The 2429-nt window shown below is 43.1% G+C and carries 1 protein-coding gene and 1 pseudogene; both read right to left on the bottom strand.

The genetic code is table 11. The features are described 5' to 3' along the window. Nucleotides 1-452: 452 nt before the first annotated feature. Complete coding sequence (locus PX636_RS17495) at nucleotides 453-2165, bottom strand: hypothetical protein (RefSeq protein ID WP_288118073.1); 1713 nt, start codon at nucleotides 2163-2165, stop codon at nucleotides 453-455. 75 nt (nucleotides 2166-2240) lie between these two features. Further along, a pseudogene (locus tag PX636_RS17490) lies at nucleotides 2241-2429 on the bottom strand (RNA-guided endonuclease TnpB family protein); the annotation flags it as partial.

Here is a 2429-nt window from a genome sequence, read left to right as displayed (position 1 = left end):
TGCAGAATTTAATCGCTCTGGGGGCCGATAATCAATGGAATGGCTCCTGTTATACTCCCTCGCTAATTGTTGATAGTTTATCGGTGGTGGGGTAAAAATGTGGCGTTGTCAAATTGAAAGATGCTCCTAATCAGCACCGGAACTGAAATCACTAGGTGTAGGGCTAATTCATGAATTAGCCCTACAATAGGCGTTGTCAAATTGAAAGATGCTCCTAATCAGCACCGGAACTGAAATTAACTCCCCCTACTTTTTGGGGTTAATTTTTTTGGGCTTTATTTGACCTGAAAAGAGGGGGGTCGCAGGCTGACACGGATTCCCATTCTATAAGAAATTATCTGTCAAGTTGCGGGGTTTTGTCAAGCTTTTTGGGAAAAAAATTTAACCGACACTCAAGGGGAGAGAATTGTGGGCAGAGATATTATTTAATCTCCCCTTTGAGTCGGCATTTTTCAGCCCGGGATTAACGCTTTAGTTGCCGAGGCACCAAGGCGATTTAATTGCCGATTAATTTGCCATCCGAGGAGGGTTAAACCCAACCACTGAGTGAAGATTGCTAAAGCGAAAGAGGGAAGTGTAGCGTATTTAGTAGCGGCAATGGGAAGAAAAGTAAAAAACCATAAAAGCGGAGATTGACTGGGATTAACTCTCAAGACAGCAAAACAGAGGAAGGGGAAAATAATCAAAATGCCGATGCTAGTAGCTGCCAGCAAAGCGCGTTTATTTGTGCTGGCTAACATCAATAATTGGGCGATAGCGGCATAGACTAAAATCATGTTCATTGCCAAGAGAAACCCGGCTGCAGTGGCTAGTTTATATTGATCGAGAGGGGCGATAAAAATAGCGGGAAGGATGAATAAAATAGCAATAGCGACGTTAACAGCCATGGCTAGGGTAGAAGGACTTTTTTCGCCAAAGATTAAAGCTTTCCCCAGACTAATGCCCTTTTTTCCTTGCAGATGACGATAGCGCGCCCAATCTTGGAGAGTTTGACGGGGGGGAGTGAGGGCAAAAAGGATTAACAAGCCAAAAATTGCCACAAAAACGCTAAGAATCACAAAATTATCGAAAATATAGCTCGGTTCCAGAGTTTGGAAGACAAAACCTAGGCTAATAGCACTAAAACAGCCCATCATCCAGTAACTTTGGGGTTTACTAATAAGAGTAGCGAGGGGATTATGGAAGCGACGCTGGAGAATTCTGGTTAACCCGTAGGTACAGAGGGCAAAATTGAGCAAAATTAAGCTAATACCCACTATAACCGATTGCCAGAGAGATTGACCGTACCAACGCAGATCGAAGATTTGTGAGATTCCTAGATAACGTACCGCATCGGGGGGGAGAAAGGTAGATTTAACTAGATAGGGGAGGACAAAACTAGGATTAAAGAGAATTAACCAATCAAAGGGGGTACGACCGTTAGGGCCCGATAAAGTAAAAATACTGCTATAAAACACAAAGAATAAGACCGTAGCACTGCCTAACCAGGGTTGAAATCCCCCTAACCATGGCGTGGCTAAAGCGAAACTAAGGGCGGCATGATAGAAAAAGGCACAACTAGCGATCAAAACCGCGTAGAAGGCTAAAATTAACGACAAGGGAATACCTGCTAATAAACCCGCCCCCAAGTGAAAGGGTAAAGCGAGAAGACAGACGAGATAGAGGAGAATGGGAACCCCGAAAATTTTGCCGATAAAAATCGTTTTGGCGGGTTGGGGACTCAGACGGATAAAATTAAGTGTACCCCGGCGCTCTTCCCCGGAAAGATCGGCAATTAATTGATAGGTTCCCACCACTAAAAGAGCGAAAATGCTGGTAATACTCAGAAAAGTGAAGATATCTAACCACCATAACCGGGAGATAATCATCCATTGACCATTTAGGTCTTGGATACAGGATTTAAACTCACTAGAGGGATAACTAATCCCATTATAGGGATAGGATAAGGGATAATAGTCATTGCTACCGGGGGGATTAGCAGTACAGTAACGACTAACTCCCGCCCCTACCGGCAGCAGATTTTGATAGTATAAATAAACTAATAATTGACCAACTAGGGAGATAATCGAGGCGATCGAGATATTTTTCGGGGTTAATCTTCCTTGCCATTCTCGCATAATTTGCGGGTTGGTTTCCGTAAGGCGATCGATTATTGTCGCTATCATATTTTTGTCCTCTCTACAGCCGTTATCAGGAGCTAATCCTAGATTAACCGCTCAACTAAACTTACTCAAACTTACTTAAAAGCCTGAAAGCTTAGTCATTCGTAGTTCGACTGGCTCACTAACAAGTGGGTCAAGCACTACAGGGTTAAACGGCAAACCCTTTATTCCCTGGTCAATGACATCAGGAATTACTTTTCTAATGATGTTAAATGCCCCATTGACATCGGCATTTAACAACTGATTTGTTCCCATTTTATAAAGTCC

This window comes from Microcystis sp. M53598_WE2 (assembly GCF_030067735.1).
GTDB classification, from domain to species: domain Bacteria; phylum Cyanobacteriota; class Cyanobacteriia; order Cyanobacteriales; family Microcystaceae; genus Microcystis; species Microcystis aeruginosa.
This window is presented reverse-complemented; position numbering and strand designations above follow the sequence as displayed.

Excerpts from the sequence above, each read along its gene's own strand:
- PX636_RS17495 (WP_288118073.1), bottom strand. The coding sequence starts at position 2,165 with ATGATAGCGACAATAATCGATCGCCTTACGGAAACCAACCCGCAAATT.